Origin of the sequence: Corallococcus sp. bb12-1 (assembly GCF_026626765.1) — a bacterium.
Lineage (GTDB): Bacteria > Myxococcota > Myxococcia > Myxococcales > Myxococcaceae > Corallococcus > Corallococcus terminator.
The window spans coordinates 159,538-178,087 of record NZ_JAPNJZ010000028.1 but is presented as its reverse complement, the minus strand read 5'-3'; the positions used below and the strand labels follow the sequence as shown (position 1 = coordinate 178,087).

17 protein-coding genes are annotated in these 18,550 nt (G+C 69.0%); 7 read left to right on the top strand and 10 right to left on the bottom strand.

The window, feature by feature from the left end; genetic code table 11:
* Positions 1 to 17: 17 nt before the first annotated feature.
* From OV208_RS34630 to OV208_RS34620, 3 genes are all read right to left on the bottom strand, one after another.
* Positions 18 to 989: an endonuclease/exonuclease/phosphatase family protein gene (locus OV208_RS34630; RefSeq protein WP_267578207.1), complete on the bottom strand. Its 972-nt coding sequence runs from the start codon at positions 987 to 989 to the stop codon at positions 18 to 20.
* Positions 990 to 1,157: 168 nt separating this feature from the next.
* A complete protein-coding gene (locus tag OV208_RS34625) occupies positions 1,158 to 2,600 on the bottom strand; it encodes a matrixin family metalloprotease (RefSeq protein ID WP_267578206.1) in 1,443 nt (480 codons plus the stop codon).
* 647 nt (positions 2,601 to 3,247) lie between these two features.
* Complete coding sequence (locus OV208_RS34620) at positions 3,248 to 3,595, bottom strand: helix-turn-helix domain-containing protein (RefSeq protein WP_267578205.1); 348 nt, start codon at positions 3,593 to 3,595, stop codon at positions 3,248 to 3,250.
* Between the two features lie 153 nt (positions 3,596 to 3,748).
* Here OV208_RS34620 and OV208_RS34615 point away from each other — a divergent pair, with 153 nt between their 5' ends.
* The 3 genes from OV208_RS34615 to OV208_RS34605 are packed head-to-tail and all read left to right on the top strand — an operon-like array spanning position 3,749 to position 6,977.
* Entirely contained in the window at positions 3,749 to 5,569 is a 1,821-nt protein-coding gene (locus tag OV208_RS34615; protein WP_267578204.1) for a serine/threonine protein kinase, read from the top strand.
* The gene (locus tag OV208_RS34610; RefSeq protein ID WP_267578203.1) at positions 5,566 to 6,510 is read left to right on the top strand and encodes a DUF2381 family protein; all 945 of its coding nucleotides are present in this window, start codon (positions 5,566 to 5,568) and stop codon (positions 6,508 to 6,510) included. Before OV208_RS34615 ends, OV208_RS34610 begins: the two co-directional genes overlap by 4 nt.
* On the top strand, positions 6,507 to 6,977 hold the full coding sequence (locus tag OV208_RS34605; protein WP_267578202.1) for an SMI1/KNR4 family protein: 471 nt from the start codon (positions 6,507 to 6,509) through the stop codon (positions 6,975 to 6,977). Before OV208_RS34610 ends, OV208_RS34605 begins: the two co-directional genes overlap by 4 nt.
* Before the next feature lie 36 nt (positions 6,978 to 7,013).
* Here the strand turns inward: OV208_RS34605 and OV208_RS34600 are convergent, their stop codons facing one another.
* Both OV208_RS34600 and OV208_RS34595 read right to left on the bottom strand, forming a co-directional pair.
* Complete coding sequence (locus OV208_RS34600) at positions 7,014 to 7,412, bottom strand: DUF3037 domain-containing protein (protein WP_120540181.1); 399 nt, start codon at positions 7,410 to 7,412, stop codon at positions 7,014 to 7,016.
* The gene (locus OV208_RS34595) at positions 7,390 to 8,172 is read right to left on the bottom strand and encodes a HipA family kinase (RefSeq protein WP_267578201.1); all 783 of its coding nucleotides are present in this window, start codon (positions 8,170 to 8,172) and stop codon (positions 7,390 to 7,392) included. Before OV208_RS34595 ends, OV208_RS34600 begins: the two co-directional genes overlap by 23 nt.
* A gap of 149 nt (positions 8,173 to 8,321) precedes the next feature.
* On the opposite strand from OV208_RS34595, the gene OV208_RS34590 reads away from it, so the two are divergent.
* A complete protein-coding gene (locus tag OV208_RS34590; protein ID WP_267578200.1) occupies positions 8,322 to 8,756 on the top strand; it encodes a MarR family winged helix-turn-helix transcriptional regulator in 435 nt (144 codons plus the stop codon).
* 37 nt (positions 8,757 to 8,793) lie between these two features.
* Entirely contained in the window at positions 8,794 to 9,240 is a 447-nt protein-coding gene (locus tag OV208_RS34585) for an organic hydroperoxide resistance protein (protein ID WP_267578199.1), read from the top strand.
* 63 nt (positions 9,241 to 9,303) lie between these two features.
* Here the strand turns inward: OV208_RS34585 and OV208_RS34580 are convergent, their stop codons facing one another.
* Complete coding sequence (locus OV208_RS34580; RefSeq protein ID WP_267578198.1) at positions 9,304 to 10,677, bottom strand: rhodanese-like domain-containing protein; 1,374 nt, start codon at positions 10,675 to 10,677, stop codon at positions 9,304 to 9,306.
* 4 nt (positions 10,678 to 10,681) lie between these two features.
* On the bottom strand, positions 10,682 to 11,572 hold the full coding sequence (locus OV208_RS34575; protein ID WP_267578197.1) for a bestrophin family protein: 891 nt from the start codon (positions 11,570 to 11,572) through the stop codon (positions 10,682 to 10,684).
* 164 nt (positions 11,573 to 11,736) lie between these two features.
* Here OV208_RS34575 and OV208_RS34570 point away from each other — a divergent pair, with 164 nt between their 5' ends.
* Complete coding sequence (locus OV208_RS34570) at positions 11,737 to 13,575, top strand: patatin-like phospholipase family protein (RefSeq protein ID WP_267578196.1); 1,839 nt, start codon at positions 11,737 to 11,739, stop codon at positions 13,573 to 13,575.
* 12 nt (positions 13,576 to 13,587) lie between these two features.
* Here the strand turns inward: OV208_RS34570 and OV208_RS34565 are convergent, their stop codons facing one another.
* From OV208_RS34565 to OV208_RS34555, 3 genes are all read right to left on the bottom strand, one after another.
* Positions 13,588 to 14,868: a DUF6068 family protein gene (locus OV208_RS34565; RefSeq protein ID WP_267578195.1), complete on the bottom strand. Its 1,281-nt coding sequence runs from the start codon at positions 14,866 to 14,868 to the stop codon at positions 13,588 to 13,590.
* 131 nt (positions 14,869 to 14,999) lie between these two features.
* A complete protein-coding gene (locus OV208_RS34560; protein WP_267578524.1) occupies positions 15,000 to 15,689 on the bottom strand; it encodes a double-CXXCG motif protein in 690 nt (229 codons plus the stop codon).
* A gap of 24 nt (positions 15,690 to 15,713) precedes the next feature.
* Positions 15,714 to 16,415: a TIGR02269 family lipoprotein gene (locus OV208_RS34555; protein ID WP_267578194.1), complete on the bottom strand. Its 702-nt coding sequence runs from the start codon at positions 16,413 to 16,415 to the stop codon at positions 15,714 to 15,716.
* A 125-nt stretch (positions 16,416 to 16,540) separates the two neighbouring features.
* Here OV208_RS34555 and OV208_RS34550 point away from each other — a divergent pair, with 125 nt between their 5' ends.
* A complete protein-coding gene (locus OV208_RS34550) occupies positions 16,541 to 18,550 on the top strand; it encodes a hypothetical protein (RefSeq protein ID WP_267578193.1) in 2,010 nt (669 codons plus the stop codon).

Here is an 18,550-nt window from a genome sequence, read left to right as displayed (position 1 = left end):
CGCGGGCGTCACGTCCGTCAGAGGATGAGCGCCGGAGCCGCCGCGTCCAGGTTGAAGCGCGCGATGAGGGGCACGTGGTCGGACAGGCCGTGGAAGCGGCTGGTGAGGTCGCCGAAGGGGCGCGTTTCATCCGCGTCCAGCCAGCTCACGCCGCCGCCGGAGAACAGGTGGTCCAGGTGCATGCGCAGGCGCATGAAGCCGGCGGTGGGGAAGGCGCGTGAACGCGTTGGATCGATCTGCCCCACGGCGGCCTGCGCGCACGTCAGGTGCGCATCGCCGGTAAGGTAACGGTACACCGGCGATGACGGCGGCGAGTTGAAGTCCCCGCACACCACGAACGGCTCCGTCTTCGAGTGCAGCTGGATGAACTCGGTGAGCTTGCGCGCTTCGTGGAGCTGGTTGGTGCCGCAGCCCATCTTGTCGCGCGTGGCCCAGAACTCGCGGGCGAACGGCGTGGGCAGGCTCAGGTGCGTGTTGAAGATATGGAAGGCGCGCTGGTCGCGGCGGCGCAGGACACGCATGTGCGCGCAGATGCGGCTCTGCTTGCGCTCCTTCAGGCCCTGCACGTGGTGGTGCGTGATGTGCTCCGGGGCCTCCACGTTGTGCTTGTCCACCTGGAGGGTGCGCGTGTTGACGAGCATCGCGAGCCCGGTGGTGTAGAGCGACAGCTCGCCCAGCTTGTAGTGGTGCGCGCGGAAGTAGAACGCCTCGTAGGGCATCTCGCGTCCCTGGAGCGCGAAGGTCTCCTCCACGCGCTCCATGAAGGCTTCGAGCTGGGTCTCACCGGGGCGCGTCGGCCGGTGGACGATGTTGCTGCGAAGGGAAGAGGTCTCCACCTCCTGGAGGCACACGACATCCGGCAGCGGGTCCAGCGTGGCCAGGGCGGCGGCCACGCGGCGCTTGGGCCCGATGGTGCTCGCGAGCCCCTTCAGCATGTGGCCGAAGTAGCGGACGTTGTACGTGACGATGCGCAGAGGGGATGCGTCCATGGGCCTGTCGCCACCTCCAGGGCTCTTGCCGCGAAAGGTGGGAAGCAAAGGTACGAACGTCCAGGGCCCTTCGCAGCGTCTGGCGCCGGATTCATCGTTGGACACGCTCATGTGCCGACAAGCGGACGAAGCGCCCGTCCGCCTGCCTGTACCGTTTTCGCGGAGGGACTACGGAGCCCCGCGCCGCCCCTCGGCGCGGCCGGCGGTGAGCCAGTGGATGAGGCCACCGCGGTAGTTCGTGGCGCCGTAGGCCGCGGCCACGTCTGGGTTGTGGCTCAGGTAGTACTGGGGATCGAACTCAGGCGAGCCCCGGCGGCCTTCATTGATGCCGCTGCTCACCCAGTGCTCCATCGCCGCGCGGTAGTTGGTGCCGTAGGCGTTGCGTAGGTCGGAGTAGAGGCCCAGATAGTAGGGCGCGTTGAACGCGGGCGAACCCTGGCGGCCCTCGGTGATGCCCGACTGCGTCCAGTGCGTGAGGGCGGCGAAGTAGTTGGTCCCGAACGCGGCCTGGAGGTCGCTGTAGCGCGCCAGGTAATCCTTCACCAGGAAGGTCGGGGACGCGGCGCGCCCTTCGTAACGGCCGCTGTCGAGCCAGTGGCGCGAGGCCGCGCCCTGGTCGTTGCCGTAGACCGCGCTCACGTCGCTGTTGAGGGCCGCGTAGTAGGACGCTTCGAACGTGCGCGTGTCGCGGAAGACGCCGTACAGGGAGCGGATGCCGCTGAGGTCATCCGGCTGGAGTTCGATCTTCCCGTTGTAATAGGCATACATCACGGCGCCCGCGTCGGGAGAGTGGCCCAGGCCCAGCGAGTGCCCCAGCTCGTGCAGCGCGGTGCTGCGCAGGTCGTAGTTCGTGCCGTTCACGGTCCAGCCGAACCCGTCGTTGAAGTGCACGTCGCCCGCGAGCGCCGAGCAGCTGTAGGGGCTGGAGCAGTTCGGGTAGTAGGCGTGCGCGAGCGTGGAGGCGGCGAAGGGATTGCCGTCGCCGTGGTCGCCGTACTGCCACGACACGTAGAGGTCCACGGGACCGCTGCCCACCTCGGTGAAGGCCACGGGCGCGGCGGCCTGCCAGCGCTGGAGCGCGCCGATGACCGCGTTGCGCGAATCCGCCGCGCTCAGGTCCGGCGTCCCGTTGAGGAAGGCGTAGGAGAGGTTCGTCTGCGGCCAACTGCTCACGGTGACGAACGAAGCGGGGCCCCCTTCCGCCTGCTTCGCCGTGCGAGTGTTGAAGCCGTAGAGGTCCGGCGAGTCGCACCGCGAGCGCTGCATCAGTCCGCGCGTCGCAGCGTCGAGCGTCCCGGTGACGGCAAGCCCCTGCGCCTCCTGGAAGCGTTTCAACGCGGCCTCCATCGCGTCATCGAAGAGGTCGGGACGGGCGGGCTCGCGTGCCACCGCGGGACGGAAGCCCGGGTACTGGCGCGCCAACTCCGCGTTGGGAAAGTAGCCGTGGGCCCGGAGGTGGCGGAAGGCCGCCTCCACCTGAGGGCCCTGCGCGCCCTTGCGCGCTTCGGGAACAAGGTCCGCAGCGGACGCGGCGGCGCTGCCCAGCGTGCCCAGCAACACAACGGATCGAAGAAGCGTCTGGATGGAACGCAACGTGTGCACCTTTCGCATGGACCCTCCCGACGACACCGGGGAAGGCGCCCCCGTTGTAGTGGGGGCGTCTGACAGCCTGAAAGCCGTCAGGACCGTTGAAACGGTGACACATGGAAATCGCTGCGAAGGCGGCCTGCCAATAGACTCTGTAGGTCTATAAAAGAAACATGGCCCGGGAGCGAAGGCCATGCGTCCTCGGGGGTAGGAAGGCCTCCTGAGCAGGTCGCCAGAAGTTCGTTGACGGATCCGGTGCGGAAGCCCGGCTCAAGTGGATGCACCTTCAAGGTCCATGGACGCAGGCGCTCCTCCTCAGGGGAAGGGTCCTGGCATCAAGGACGCGGGAAGAGGTGAAGGGGGTGGCCGCCTCGCGGGTTTGTCCGCGAAAGCCGGTGGGGGAGGCTCGGGATGGGGGCGCCCCTCCGCCGACGAGGTGTCCAAACCTGTCCGACAGTCGGACAGGTTTCCCAAGGTGGAGCCCGGCGGGTCCCTCAACGCGGCGCTCCTTGTCAGGCGCGCCGGGGTTGAGACCCAAGGCGGATGGAGCCCGGAGCGCCCCGCTGTCCGGCTCCACGGGAAGGGCTTGCGCATGGGGGCGGGGCGTCCCACGCGCGCCACGGTGTCCTCGGCGGCTGGCCCGATGGGATAGCGAATTCCTGGCGACCTGCTTAGCGGGACAGCGCGCGAGCCATGGCGACGAGGGCGTCCAGCTTCTCCTCCTCCAGCTCGCGCGCCAGCGTCACCAGTCGTCGCAGCGCGGGAGGCTCTTTCTGGGCCTCACGGCGGGCTTCTGTATCCGTGCGGGCCAGCCCCAGCAGTTCGTCCGAGGATACCCGCAGCGCCATGCTCAACTTGCACAGCATCGTCGCGCTGGGGACCATCTTCCCGCGTTCCACCCGACTGTAGACCATGGAGTTCATCCCCACGGTGGCGGCGACCTCTGCTTGCGTCAGGCCCAACCTCGCGCGGGCTTCGCGCGCGGCCTTGCCCACCTTCTTCCCCAGTTGTTCGTCCATGCGTGGAGACGGAGCGTAGCGCAAAGCCCGTGCGCCAGGTCTCAAGACATGATTAGACTTACCGGGTCTCCTGGGTGTTAGACTTTTGGGTCTCCTGTGTCGTCGCGACCGGCACGCTGACGCAGGAGACCTCCGGATACAGAGGGTGGACGCGTGAACGGCCAGCACTTCGCGGACCTGTTGCCGGGCACGGATGTCGGCGGCTTCATCGTGGAGGCGCTGCTGGGGCGGGGTGGCAGTGGCGTGGTGTATCGCGCCCGACGTGGAGGCGAGTCCTTCGCGTTGAAGCTCCAGTCGCGGATGGGGCTTGGAGGTTGGGCCGCGCGGGAGGTGGCCATCCTGATGCGCCTGGAGCATCCCAACGTGGTGGGCTTCCGCCACTGCGGCCTGCATCCGGAGCAGCGGCCCACGTGGTTCTACCTGGCCATGGAGCTGGTGGAGGGGCGCACGCTGCACCACTGGGTCCGCGAGGAGAATCCCAGCGCCCGGCGCGTGGTGGCGCTGATGCGGGACCTGTCGCGCGGCCTGGAGGCGATGCACACACGGCAGACGCTGCACCGGGACATCAAGGAGTCCAACATCCAGGTGCGCGAGTCCACCGGGCAAGCGGTGCTGCTGGACGTGGGCGTCGGTCACTACGAGGGCGCGCCACGGCTGACCCAGGGCATCCTGCCGCCCGGCACGCCGCAGTATCGCAGTCCGGAGTCGCTGGCCTACCTGCGGGAGCACGGGTGGGAGGAGGGCGCCCACTACGAGGCCTCGCGTGCGGATGATCTGTATGCGCTGGGGGTCGTCCTCTACTGGATGCTCACGGACCGGCGGCCCTTCGAGTCGCCCGACACCGCCACGGAAGTCGACGCTGTCATCCACGAGCCCCCGGTGCCGCCCCAGGTGCGCAACGCACGCGTGCCAGAGGCGTTGGGCCAGCTCTGCCTGCGCCTGCTCGCGAAGGCGCCCGAGGCGCGCGGAGAAGGTGCCAGGGCCCTGGACGAAGCGCTGGCGGCACTCGTGATGGACGATGCGTGGGATGTCCCGCTGCTCCCGGATGTCGCGGAGGTTTCCCTGGCTCCGGTGCCTCCGGACGAGGTCGAGGAGCATGACGCCTGGATGGTGCACGGCGAGGCGCCGGGCCCCCCGCATCGGGGGCGGGTGCCTGTTCCACCGGTCATGCCGATGCCGGTCCTGGCGTCGTTGCCACCGCCGCGCTCCGTCCGTCGGTGGGGAGATGGATGGAAGAAGTGGGGGCTGCTGGCGTGCGGGGTGGCGGTGCTGGTGGCTGCGTTGGGAGGCATCGCTCCGTCCCGCCTGTCGTTGCACCAGGAGTCGGATCCGGAAGTAGCGTCCGCCGAGGCTTCACCGGAAGCTGCCCGGGCCGCAGTCGCGTCACCGTGGGTGGCGGTTCCCCCTGTGGCCGTCGCCTTCCAGGTGGCGCATTCGTGGAAAGAAGAAACGCCCGTGACGAAGACCTCTCCCGCGACCGCCCGTCGTACCCGTTCCCGTGCGGCGGCCTCCCGCGCCCTGCTCGCCGCCGCGACCTGCTCCACCCTGGCCTGCCCCGCGGGGCCCCAGGTGCGGCCCTCGCCACCGCCCGAGGAGTGTCCGGCGGGGGCCGTGGAGGCCATGCGGACGTTGGGGATCAACGTGGGAAAGAGGATCGATGCGGCGCTCAATTCCCGGTTCGAGGATGGGGGCGCCATCTCGGTAAGGGAAGGACCGTGGCGCCTCGAAACGCTTGAGGAGATGGGCAGTCTCCCGAATGGAACCGTGGTGTTCGGTCGCCTCATTCGAGGGGAGTACCTGTACGGCCGCTTCACGGAGGTCCGAACGAAGAAGGGTGAGCGCTACCCGGTATGCCTGGAGATTCTGGATGGAGGTGGGGTCGAGCACGGAATGCCCATCTTGAATGGGAGCACGGAGGACATGGCGGTCGTCAAGAGCACGGTCTACCTGCGTGCCGTGGACCATTTCGAGTGAACCTGTGCCTTCTTGCTGCCCGGAGTCATGAGGCTGTCGCGTTCACGTGGAAGGTCGCCCTGGTGGCGGCTCTCACCCTTGCCGCGGGAGCAGCAGCCCAGGTTCGGGATGCTTCCGACGAGGAGGGCGTGGGCCGTATCGATGTGTCCGCCGAGCGGGAGGGGACGCCTCATGAGCTCACCGTCAGTCCGGGGCTGGCCACCTTGCTGTTGAGCGATTCGCCCGTAGCGCGATGGGAGCTGACAGGACGGGAGAATTTCCGCCGGGTCATGGAAGGGACGGACACGCTCGCGCTGCTGCCCCGGAGTGATGTGAAAGAAGGCACGCGGTTGAAGCTGACCCTTGTCTTCGCGGATGGGGCGGCTCCTGTGCGTGCAGAGCTGGTGCTGGTGGTGCATCCCGCCCTGGCGCAGCGTCAGGTGGAGTTGTACCGCCACCCACGTTCCATGGAGTCCTATCAGCAGGAGGTTCGACAACTTCGCGCGGAGGTCGGACGCACTCAGGCGGAGGTGGAACGCCTGCGCGCGACGCAAGCGCGGCCCGATGGACTGACCGGATTGCTGGCCTCGGGGGTGATGGTGGATGAGGGCGTGGCTTTCCGTGACCTGACGCTCACCTTTCAAAGGACGCAAAAGGAGGCGCTGTCGATGCGGCGGGTCACCACCTTCCGCGCTGCGACGCGGGCGGCGATCCGAGCAACGTTGCAGAACCACTTGGAAGTGTCCTGGCGGCCCATGGGGGCTGCGTTGGTGGACGGGACTGGACGCACCGTGTCCCCACTGGGCATCTGGCCCCAGGAGCCCATCGCCTCCGGTGCAAAGGGGCTGGTCATCGTGGAATTCGAACTGCCGTCATCGAAGGCGCTGGGTCCCTACACTCTCAAGCTGTGGGCGGAAGATGGAACGCACACCGTCACGGTGCGCAACATCTCCTTTCCGTGATCGAATTGCTCAAGGAGGTGTCGCGCCTCCATTTCCCCAACCCGCCCGCGACTCCGATGCAAATCGAGGCGTTCGAGCAAAGGGTGGGGTGGCGCCTGGACCCCGACCTCCGTGCCTTCTATCTGCGCTGCGACGGCGCCAACCTGTTCGACCGCATCAACCCTGAGTTCGCATTCCATCCCTTGGCGGAGATTCGCCGTGCACGGGTGGTGATGCTCCAGGATGACACCGACAAGTCAGGCTCCGCGTCCTGGTATTCGGTCTGCGAGGTCCAGGACAGCAACTACATCCTGCTCGACGTAAGTCAGCAGACCGGCGGCCGATACCCCATCCGCGACGGCTACCGCGAGGGATTCCCAGACCCGGTGTACTGCGCGCAGATCGCCAACTCGTTCTCCGAGTTCCTCGAAGGGGCGCTGCGCTCCAACGGACGTTGGTTCTGGTTGAAGGAACTCCAGGAGGAATGACGGCCCAGGCGTGGAGCGGCGCGCCCAGGCCGTGCATCAAACCGCCGGCTTCACCCGCACCATCGTGTCCAACAGGTGCTCCAGCGAGCGGTCCGGATCATCACACAGGCCCACGTGCACGGGGCCCGTCTGGAGCATGGTGCTGCGCGGGGCCACCAGCCAGTGCCAGCGCTCCTTCTGCGGCAGCCGTCCAATGGGCCCCGCGTCCTTCCCACCCGCGCACACGCGGCGGAAGCTCTCCAGGTGGCCCTTCAGCAGCTCCACGTCCGCGTCCGGTGACAGCGCCTTGAGCCGCGCCTCATCCAACTCCACGCGCGCCCCCAGGAAGCGGTGCTGCACGCAGAAGAGCACCACTCCCACGTTGATGAACTCCTCGCGCTCCACGCGGGGCACCAGCCGGATGATGGCGTAATCAAACGAGCTGGGCGTGGGCACGCGTCGCCTCCTCGATGAACGCCGGCGCCGCTTCCAACCTGCGCATCAGCCACGTCACGTACGCCGCGCGGTGCTCCGCCGTGGACGCGAACACGGGCTCCTGGCCCAGCCACGCCTCCGGAATCGACCCCACGATGCGCTCCACCACCTCCCGCGTCACCCGCTCGCGCAGCAGGTCCCCGGCCTCCGCCAGCGCATGCGCCCAGGGCAGCAGCACGTGGTCCTTGATGGGCGCGAAGCGTCCCTGGCTGCGCTCCTCCCAGCCGTCCCACGAGTGGTGGAAGTACAGCGCCGCCCCATGGTCGATGAGCCAGAGGTTGCGGTGCCACACGAGGAGATTGGGGTTCTTCGGCGTGCGGTCCACGTTGGTCACGTACGCGTCGAACGCCACGATGGCGGACGCCACCTGCGCCTCCGGCACCGGCACCGCCAGCGGGTCGAACGTCACCGAGCGCGGCAGATAGTCCAGCGCCAGGTTCAGCCCGGCGCTCGACTTGAGCAGCTCGCGAATCTCACTGTCCGGCTCGTTGCGCCCCAGCGACGTGTCCAGCTCCACCAACACCAGCTCCGGCACCCGCAGGCCCAGCACGCGCGCCAGCTCTCCGGCCAAGAGCTCGGCGATGAGCGCCTTGGCGCCCTGCCCAGCCCCCCGGAACTTCACGACATAGAGCCCCGCGTCGTTCGCCTCCACGATGGCGGGCAACGAGCCCCCTTCGCGTAGCGGCGTCACGTAGCGCGTGGCGGTGACCGTCCTGAGCATCCTTCGTCCTCGACAGTTCCCGGGCACTCCGGGGGTGGAGGCTGTACCACGACCCCTGCTCACCGGGGAACACACCCACCCCCACCCGGACTTCCCCCCCCATCGCCAATTCAGTTGCGCGCAATTTAATTGCGCGCTACCTATCTCCCATGTCGTCGGATGACTTCCTCCGCCTGGACCTCCAGCTCTGCTTTCCGCTCTACGCGGCGTCGCGGGCGATGGTGCAGGCCTACACGCCGCTCCTGTCGAAGCTGGGGCTGACGTACCCGCAGTACCTGGTGATGCTGGTGCTGTGGGAGACGGACGGGGTGTCGGTGAAGGAGCTGGGGGAGAAGCTGTACCTGGACTCGGGCACGCTCACGCCCCTGCTCAAGCGGCTGGAGACGCTGGCGTTCGTGCGCCGGGAGCGCTCCACGCAAGACGCGCGGTCGGTGCGCGTGTCGCTCACGCCGCAGGGGCGCGGCTTGCGCCGCAAGGCCGCGTCCATCCCGGAGGCCATCGCCTGCCGCACCGGCCTGACGATGGAAGAGCTGGCCCGGTTGCGCCGGGACGTCCAGCGCCTGTTCGAATCGGTTTCAAGGTAGTTCGCCAACCCAAACGCAGCACCTGAAGGAGCACCCCATGGCCCAGGTCACCATCGCCGAGAAGCTCTACTCCACCACCGCCATCACGCACGGCGGCCGCAACGGTCGGGTCTCGCTGAACGACAGCCCCCTGGACGGCCTGGAGCTGGCCATGCCCAAGACGCTGGGCGGCTCTGGCAAGACGACGGCCACCAACCCCGAGCAGCTCTTCGCCGCGGGCTTCTCCTCCTGCTTCGAGAGCGCCCTGCGCCTCGTGGCCGGCAAGATGGGCAAGAAGCTGGATGAGAAGGCGGGCGTGAAGGCGACGGTCACCATCGGGAAGACGCCCGAGGGCGGCTTCGGCCTCGCGGTGGAGCTCCAGGGCATCCTGCCCGGCATCCCCCACGAAGAGGCGCAGAAGCTGATGGAGGCGGCCCACCAGGTGTGCCCGTACTCCAACGCCACGCGCGGCAACATCGAGGTCAAGGTCTCCGTCGCCGAGTAGTGCGTGACGCTCCACCCCGGGCTCCCGCGCGCGTCGCACGGGAAGCCCGGGAGGCGCGGGCTGCTACACCTTGCCCGCTTCCACCACGCGCACCTTGTCGCCGCCCTCGAAGCGCGCCTCGAACACGGGCAGCCCCTTCGCCAGGTGCTGGAGCGTGTGGCCCAGTTGGATGTTCGCGATGGCGTTCATCTCCGTGCGCAGCGGCTCGACGTGGTGCGGCTCCAGCGTCACCAGGTGCGGCAGGCGGCGAAAGAACTCCACGTAGTGGTCCCGGTGTTTGGCCGCCACCTGCGGGTGCGCGACGAACACCTGCTTGGGGCCCACGGATGGAGACACGAGCGGGATGGAGGACATGTCCCAGAGCTCCTGCTCCACGTACACGGACAGCACCGCCGCCTCGTCGTGCGCGCCCGCGAGCGTGACGAACTCCAGGTCCGGCATGCCCTGCCAGCGCAGGTCGTGGTACGCGCGCAGGAACGAGCGCACCAGCTCCGGACGCACGCCGTAGTCCCCCGGCTTCGTCAGCATCAACTTCAGGTGGCCGCAGCCCAGGTGCGCGGGCTCCAGCAGGTGCTCCATCAGCGCGGAGCGCGACTCCGGGGCCGGGTGCTCCAGCAGGGCGTGCCACCCCGCCTCGTCGTTCAGGGGCGGCAGGGGCCGGTTGGACAGACGCGGGTCGCTGGAGATGGAGGCCACCAGCTTCTCCCACGCCTGCGTGTCGGTGTGCATGTAGAAGCGGCCGAACACCTCCAGCTCCTGGAGGAGGCTCTCCTCCACCGCGCGGAAGTCCAGCGTCTTGCCGGTGATGCGCTCCACGCTGGCGAGCGCCAGCAGGAACTCGCCCGCGTCGCCGCCCGGCGTGCCGATGACGCCCTGCTCGTCGCGGCCGTCCACGCACGAGCGCCGGCCGCTCATCAGCAGCGCGGACAGCCGGGCCCACCGCACCTGGCTGGGGTCGCCCACGTGCTGCTCGATGTGCGCCTTCGTCAGGGGGCCGTCCAGGGGGCCTTCCTCCACGAAGGTGGCCGTGGTGAGGCCGCGCTCGAAGATGTGCGAGTGCCGCGTGGCGGAGTAGCCCGCGTTGCGCCACGCGAGCATCCCGCCCGACAGCGCCGCCACGTACCGCATGCCCAGCGCCTGGAGGAACTGCGTCGCCAGGCCCGCGCGCCGGCCGCTGTGCGACACCAGCACCACGGGCACGTCCGGGCCCAACTGCTGGTACACCTCCGCGATGCGCTCCAGCGGCACCCAGAGGGAGCCGGGGATGTGGCCCATCAGGCCGGTGAGCTCCTCCTTCTCCCGGATGTCGATGACGCGCAGCGCGCGTCCCTGTTCGGCCACGAACCGCACCGGCACGCGCGGCGTCATGGCGCCGCTGGCTCGCAGTTCGGCCTTCCACTTCATCTGGAAGAGGACGGAGTTGACGTGAGGGACCACGGCGTCATGGGGCGGAGTGGTCATGGGCGTTGGGGTTGGCCGGCAGGAAGGCCAGCAGGTTGTTCTGGATGTTCTCGCAGATGGTGTCGAGCGGCAGGTCGTTGTCGTCGGTGCCGAAGGGGTCCTCGATTTCGACGCCGATCTCCTCGATGCCGAAGAAGACATACGTGACGACGAAGGTGGCGGGCACCGTCACCCACCCGAAGGTGTCCACCAGCGAGAAGGGCAGGGTGCCGCAGTAGAGGATGAGGGCGCGGCGCAGGTGCACCATGTACGCGAAGGGCATGGGCGTGCGGTGGATGCGCTCGCAGCCACCCAGGTAGTCGATGAGCAACTGCACGTTCTGGTCGAGCTGCATCTGGACGTACTCCGGATACAGTCCCGAGCGGCGCCCTTCGTCCAGCACGGCCGTCATCCGCCGCGCCACGCTGAGCGGGACATGCTGCGCGCTCAACACTTCCTGCACGAAGGCCTGGGGCAGCTCCGCGGCCTGGGGGCCCAACTGGCGCTGGCCGCGCAGCCACGCGGCGGCGGCGAAGGGGAACGCGGCCGTCCAGCGCACCAGCGGGGCGTACAGGGGCGTGCGGCCCAGGAACACCTCCGACGCACGTGCCAGGTTGCGCGTCTCGTTGACGATGCCGCCCCACAGCTTGCGGCCCTCCCAGAAGCGGTCATAGGAGGCGTTGGTGCGGAACACGAGCAGCAGGCTCAAGCTCATGCCGGCCAGCGTGTGCACCGTGAGGGGCACGCCCACGTGGGCCACGTGCCGTGAGAAGGCCACCACACCCGCGGACCAGAGGACGAACAACAACACACGGCCGACGATCTGCTTCACCATCGAACCGCGCAGGTAGTGGAAGTAGCTCCACCATCGATGCGGATCATACTCAACCATGGGTCCTCGAGCCTCCCGTTGGGGGGCGCGCATGCTAACCGCACCGCGCCGCGTCGCGAGGCCTGCTTTTGCTGGATTGCGGATGCCCGACGCTCCGGGCCGTGGCCTGCCCGCCAGCCCTTCGGCTAAGGATGAGGGAGGCCCGCTCTCAAGGAGGCGTCCCCATGCGCCGTCACGTCACGCTCCCGCTGCTGGTCCTCCTCGCCGCCCCGCTGAGCGGGTGCAGCTTCCTGCGCACGGACGTCCTGCTGGACACGATGAACGCGCCGGAGTCAGCAGCGCCCCAGGACGCGCCGCCCCGGGTTCCGGCGGTGGAGCGCGTGGCGGGGCTCACGCGCGCGCAGCTCATGGATTCGTACGTGGACGCCGAACGCGCGGGCGGATGGATGGACGCGCTGGGGGCGTCGCCGGAGGCCGTGCTGGACATGACGGCGTGTCTGCTCCAGCGCGCGGGGGCCGACACCGCGGCCTGTTATGAGAACGACGCGCGCACGGGCTACATCGACCGGACGGTGAAGGCGTCGGCGTGGGGCGTGCCGCTGTCCGCGCAGTCGCTCTCCGTGGCGACGCCGTTGGAGGCGGAGGTGGACGCGCAGCGCTTCCTCGCGAACACGCTGGGGCTCGCGCCGTCGCTGGCGGCGTTGCAGCAGTCGCTGGAGGTGCCGCTGACACGCGAAGCGCTGGCGCAGGGCATCCGGGAGGGCGCGGCGTCCGCGGCCGGCTACGTGCGGGCGCGCACGTGGCGCCGGGACCTGAAGCGGCCCACCAACGCGGTGGTGCTGAGCGGCGGCGGGGCCAACGGCGCGTTCAGCGCGGGGGCCATCTGGCGGCTGTTGGGCATCCTGGAGCAGTGCCGGGGCAAGCCCGCGCCGGAGGGGTGCGGGGATGCGCGCATCGACCTGGCGGCGGGCACGAGCACCGGGGCGCTCATCAGCACGCTGGTGGACCTGTTCCACACGCCGGGGCATGAGGCGCAGGCGCGCCAGCTTCTGCTGGGCAACTACACGTGCACGGTGGAGTCGGACCTCTACTGCGTGAACTCCACGTGGCTGTGGAACCTGGCGGACGACACGCGGGGATTGGTGCGGTTCGATGGGGTGTATTCGAAGCTGGAGACGTTCATCCAGCCGGCCATGTTCCACAACGGCACGGAGCTGGTGTCGGTGTCGGTGGACTTCCAGACGGGGGATGTCTTCGGCGTGAGCGACCAGGATCCGGCGGACTTCAAGGCCGGGGGGACGGACGCGGAGCGCAAGCGGGGGATGACGCGGGCCATCGTGGCGTCCATCGTGGAGCCGGTGCTGTCGGATCCGGTGAAGGGGCTGCCGTCGGCCTCCGGGAACCGGAACGGGACGTACTACGACGGCGGGGTGCGCTCCGGGCTGCCGCTCCTCCAGGCGGTGCAGCGCGGGGCGGAGCGGGTGCTGGTGATTTCGACGGGCGGGGTGAACCCGTCGCCCGCGAAGGATCCGAAGAACGCGATGAGCGTGCTGATGCGCACCATCGACCTGTTCGTCGCGCAGCCGCGCGTGGGCGAGGTGCAGCAGGCGGAGCTGCTCGCGGTGGCGCGCCGGCTGGGCGAGTACAACGTCTGCATGCTCCGGGGCGCGAGCGAGGACTTCTGCCGCCGCAAGGGCACGGGCTTCGAGTCGGCCCGGACGGTGGCGCCGGCGGCGGGGCAGGCGGTGTGGATGGGCTCGGCGCGCTTCGACCAGGTGGCGACCAGCTGGCGCACGGCCTGGATGTTCAAGCCGGAGACGGGACTGGCGACGGCGAGCGGCTATTCGTTCACGCCGGAGGTGATGCAGCCGCTCTTCGTGGCCGGGGTGGAGTCGCTCCAGAAGCGGTGCACGGAGGTGCTGGGCCTCTTCGACATCCAGGGCACGCTGGCGGCGCGGGAGTGCGCGCGCCAGCTGGTGGAGGTGTCGGACGAGGCGCGCGAGGCGCTCCCGTCCGTGGCGCAGTGCCGCAAGGACAAGCCGGAGCGCCGCACGTGTGACTGAAGGGCGCGGGGACTACTTCCCGCCGTCCTTCACCCAGGCGCCCCAGCCCGCGAGCGCGCCGCTGTCCTCGGCGACGCGCTTGCCCTTGAGCGGAGCGCGGAAGATGGCGTCCGACAGCGTGCCGAAGCGGGGCTCGTCCGCGAGTCCGTGGAGCGCGGCGCCCCATGGATCCGCGGCGTAGGAGGCGACCTGCACGCGGCGCTCGGCGCCTTCACCCAGCGGCGTTTCGAAGACGATGGCGGGGATGGGGCGCTGGGCGACGGTGAGGGTCTCCCGTCGCGAGGGCACAGTGCCGGCGGTGACGGGCGGCCACTGCTGCGGCAGGCTGACGGCTTCGCTGACGAGCGCGAGGAGGGCCTCTTCCACGGGCGTGGCGTCGGCCTCCTGGAAGTCCGCGCAAGGTGCGTCGCCGGTGGGGCCGGTCAGGTCCTTGCGCAGCAGGAAGCCGCGTTCAGCGCCCAGGCAGACGCGGCGCACGGAGGGCGTGCCGGAGATGTCCTGGCGCACGTCGTACCAGGTGCCCGGGCCCCAGGGCCGCTCCATGACGGGGAGGGTGCCGGCGGCGTCGGTGCCCTGGCGGAAGGACACGAGCGTGAGTTGCTGGCTGCCGCTGGCGCCGAAGCCGGAGAGGGTGGTGCTGGCGTCGAGCAGGCCGTGGGTGAGGTACAGCGGTCCGGGCTCCGAGGCATACAGGCGGTTCTGGAGGGGACCGTCGCTGGGGCGGCTGTCGTGCAGGTAGCGCTGCGCGTCCCAGGTGCGGCCAGCGGCGGTGGTCTGCTCGGTGGAGCGCTGGCCGCGGTGTTCTGCCTTCCAGGCCTGGGTCTCTTCCATGCGCATGGGCAGCACGCGGCCCTGGGAGAGGCGCGGGTGGGCGAGCGGCTTGCCCTGATCATCCGTGAAGGTGACGGTGAGCCAAGCCCACGGGGCCTGCACGGCGACGACCTCCAGGGCGACGTGGCCAGCCACGCCGGTGCCAGGGCCGGGAGGCCCCGCGACGCGCTGACCGCCCGGGCGGCCCCGGTGCGCGGAGAAGGCGTACTCCACGCGGTCACCGACGCGGGCGCGCTGCCACGGTGATGCGGTGGCGGAGGAGGTGGTGCCGCCGGCATCCGGAGTGACGGAGGCGTCGGGCGGGGTGGACGCGGTGGTGTCGGGCTGCGGGATGGCGGAGGTGCCATCCGCGGGCGGCGTGGCGCGGGGCTTCACGCTTTCGCAGCCGGAGGCCGCGCCCAGGGCGAGCACGGCGCACAGCAGGAAGGGCCGGGAGGAGGAACGGGGGAGGGTGCTTCGCATGCGTGGGCCTCGGGAGGGGCGTCAGGGGATGCGCCCCCTCGCAGGCCGCTAGATACACCGGGCCGGGGGCTGGGACGGCGCGGAGTCCGTCTTCGCGTTCGAAGGCAACGTGCTGTAGCCGACAGGGGCGGCTACCCGACGGTGATCTCCCGGTAGAACACGTCACTGGGACCCAGGCGGTTCACGGTGTCGACGAAGCGCTCGGAGACGACGATGCGGTTGGTTTCCTCCACGCCGAAGAGGTCGAGTCCGGCGGGCACGGATTCGCGCAGGAGCCAGCGCTTCGGGGGCAGCATGAAGCCGTGGCGTCCGCAGAACGGGCAGGTGGGTTCCCGGTCGTAGATGCAGTCGGGATGCAGCTTCGCCAGGGGATGCACTTCCAGTTCGTAGAGGGGCAGTTCCTTCGTGCGCTTGGTGCGCAGCTGCGCGTGGACGGGGATGATGCCTTGCAGTCCTTCGCCCAGAAGCAGGTCGCGCGCATCCTCGCGCACGAGCACCTGCCACGCGGGCCACACGGTCACGGGACCGAAATGGCCGCGCGCCGTTCCCACCAGCGGACCCAAGCTGTACCCGGGCTCAAGAGGGAGTTCCGGTGGAACGAAGGGACGCACCAACGCCATGCGGCGAGCCACCTCCTCGGGAGCCTGTGGCCATACATCAGCCAGGGATTCGTTATCCGGCAGGCTGGACAGATCCACCGAGGGATAAGCCTGCATTCCTCCCCAGGCTTCACAACGGGGACAGAGTTGGCTTGGCACATACCAACGGCGCTTGGCGCGGTACTCCCCGCTCCACTGTCCCGAGTCGGGTTCGCGCAGCACGGCCGGTTCGAAGTAGCGCACCCGTCAGTCCTCCAATGGGGATGGCACGAGGTCCACCTGCTGCCAATACGTCATCGTCAGACCAAAGAGGCCATGTTTCTGGATCATCAGGAAGGCCTGGTCGAAATGCTGGGCCTTGCTGGTTATCGTTCCAGGACCATCAATGTAGACCTGCCATTCTTGATTCCACGGACCGCCGTCCTTCCCCCGATGGATGCGCCTGTGGACGTCCACGTCCACGGCCAACACGTACTGGTGGATGTCGATCTTCTTTCTGTCGAAGTGGTCCTTGAACGCCTGTGGGAAGATGTGGTGGCGTTCCTTGGGCCGCTTCGCCCACTCCTCCATCGCCCGCTCTCGCTGCACCTGACTGGGCAGCTTCTCGCGAGGATGGAGTCGGAACACCATGACGGGTCGCGCATCACGCGGGAGTTCCTGCACGGCGCCCCAGTTGCGCCGAGGCCCACTCCCCGGCGCCACGAACACCGGCGGAACCATCGCACCGCGCGTGAGCACGATGCGGCCCGGATCCAGGTCCTCGCACCGGAACAGCGCACAGGCTTCCTCCGTGCACAGAGGTTCGAGGCACCGGTCCTCCCCACTGTCCTCACATTCCCGTTCGGACCCGGCTTCCTCCCAGACACCTTCGGATGAGAACGTCGCGACCGGCGACGTCGCGGCACAGCCACACCACAGGCCCACCAACAGCCAGCACAACCAGCGCATGACGCTCCCGGGAAGCACGGCCCGCGCACCATGCCAGGACACCCACCCCCACTCCCAGTGGAAGCCCCCACCCCAGCACTGCTAGACCTCCGTCAGGTCCATCCATCACCTCCGGAGTCCCGCGCATGCCCTCGCCCCTGTCCATCCGCCGTGTCGTCCTCTACAAACACGGCGTCGGCTACTTCGAGCGCCGGGGCAAGGTGACGGACAGCGAGACCGCGCACCTGGACTTCAAGGCGCGCGACATGAACGACGTGCTCAAGTCCATGACCGTGCTGGACCTGTCCGGCGGCTCCGTCTCCGCCGTGAGCTACGACTCCACCAAGCCCCTGGAGCAGCTCCTCTCCGAAGCCACCATCCGCATCCCCGAACACGGCAGCCTCACCGCGCTGCTCGGTCAGGTGAAGGGCGCCCGCGTCCGCGCTCGCATCGGCGGCGGACAGGTGGAAGGCGCCATCGTCGGTCTGGAGTCCCTCCCCGTCGTCCAGGGCGAGGCGAGCGTCATCCGCCCCTTCCTCACGCTGCTCGTCGGCTCCGCCCTGCGCACCTTCGACGTGCTGGAGATCAGCGAGCTGGAGTTCCTCGACGAGGCCGTGCGCAAGGACCTGGAGTTCTACCTGGCCACCGTCATGTCCTCGTACAAGAAGGACTCCAAGCGGCTGTCCATCCTCACCGCCGGAGAGGGCACGCGCGAGCTGTTCGTCAGCTACGTGCTGGAGTCCCCCGTGTGGAAGACCAGCTACCGCATCCTGTTGGATGAGGCGCAGCCGCCGCTGCTCCAGGGCTGGGCGCTCGTGGACAACACCGGCGACGAGGATTGGGTGGACGTGGAGCTGTCGCTCATCGCCGGCCTCCCCGTGTCCTTCGTTCACGACCTCTACAACCCCCGCTACCAGCGCCGCCCCATCGTGGAGGTGCGCTCGGAGGTGGGCGTCGCGCCCGTGATTCCCGAGGAGGCCCGGTCCGAATCGTACGACGAATCGGAGGTCTCCGATGCCGGCGCCTTCGGCAGCAGCGGGGCCCCACCCAGCGCCAGCTTCATGCCCATGGACGCCCCCGCGCCGGCCCCCGCCATGCGCAGCAGGAGCGTCGGCGGTGGAGGCCGGGGCGGCATGCGCGAGCGGCTGGAGCAGAGCACCGCCGTGAAGACCGTGACCAAGGAGGTGGGTGACCTCTTCGAGTACAGCGTGGACCGCCCGGTGACGGTGCACCGCAACCAGAGCGCGCTCGTCCCCATCCTGCACCGTCCGTTCGAGGGCCGCCGCGTGCTGCTCTACAACCGCGCCACGCGCGAGAAGAACCCGATGACATGCATCGAGTTCAAGAACACCACGGGCCTCACGTTGGAGGGCGGCCCCGTCACCGTCACCGAGGACGAGACGTACGTGGGCGAGGCAATGCTCGACACCCTCAAGCCCGACGACGTGCGCTTCGTGCCCTACGCCGTGGAGCTGTCCTGCTCCGTGTCCGTGGATGACAACCAGGAGGATGGCCCGGTGTTCCGCGCCCAGTTGAACCGGGGCACCCTGGTGACCGAGTTCTTCCACCAGCGCCGCACGAAGTACCTCGTGCGCAACAAGGCGAAGCGCGCCCAGACGCTCTACGTGGAGCACCCGCGCACCGGCTGGGACCTGAAGGACACGGACGCCCCCGCGGAGACCACCGACGGCTTCTGGCGCTTCAAGCGCGAGCTGGCCCCGGGCGCCTCCGACACGCTCACCGTCACCGAGCGCACCAAGGGCCAGCGCCAGTACCACATCGGCAGCCTGGAGCTGGTCCAGGTGGCGTACTTCCTGGACTCGCGCTTCATCGATGCGCGCGTCGCCCAGGTGCTGCGCGACGTGGTGGCCCTGCGCGAGAAGCTGGCCCAATTCACCCGCGACACCCAGCGCCTGTCCGAGGAGCGCACCCAGCTCTTCAACGACCAGGAGCGAATCCGCTCGAACATCGGCTCGCTCCAGAGCGGTGCATCGCAGCGCGAATTGGTGGATCGCTTCGTCACCAAGCTCAACGCGCAGGAAGACCGGCTGGAGGCCATCGGCGGAGAGCTGGAGCGCATCGAGAAGGAGCGCGTCCGCCTGCAGGAGGACGTCAACAAGCGCATCCAGTCGCTCAGCTACGAGGCGGAGCTGTAG